Raw genomic sequence first — 255 nt, 5'->3', positions numbered from 1 at the left:
AGGTGAAAAGCACCCCGGAAGGGGAGTGAAATAGATCCTGAAACCGTGTGCCTACAAGTTGTCAGAGCCCGTTAATGGGTGATGGCGTGCCTTTTGTAGAATGAACCGGCGAGTTACGATTCCATGCAAGGTTAAGCAGAGAATGCGGAGCCGCAGCGAAAGCGAGTCTGAATAGGGCGAATGAGTATGGGGTCGTAGACCCGAAACCAGGTGATCTACCCATGTCCAGGGTGAAGGTAAGGTAACACTTACTGG

1 rRNA gene is annotated in these 255 nt (G+C 51.8%); it reads left to right on the top strand.

Features of this window, described 5'->3' with window-relative positions:
* Nucleotides 1–255: ribosomal RNA gene (locus tag M3197_RS17265) — 23S ribosomal RNA — on the top strand; the annotation flags it as partial.

The sequence above is a fragment of the Sporosarcina aquimarina genome, from assembly GCF_023715615.1.
Lineage (GTDB): Bacteria > Bacillota > Bacilli > Bacillales_A > Planococcaceae > Sporosarcina > Sporosarcina aquimarina_A.
Note: the sequence above shows the minus strand (reverse complement) of the source record. Positions and strands in the feature narration are given on the sequence as shown.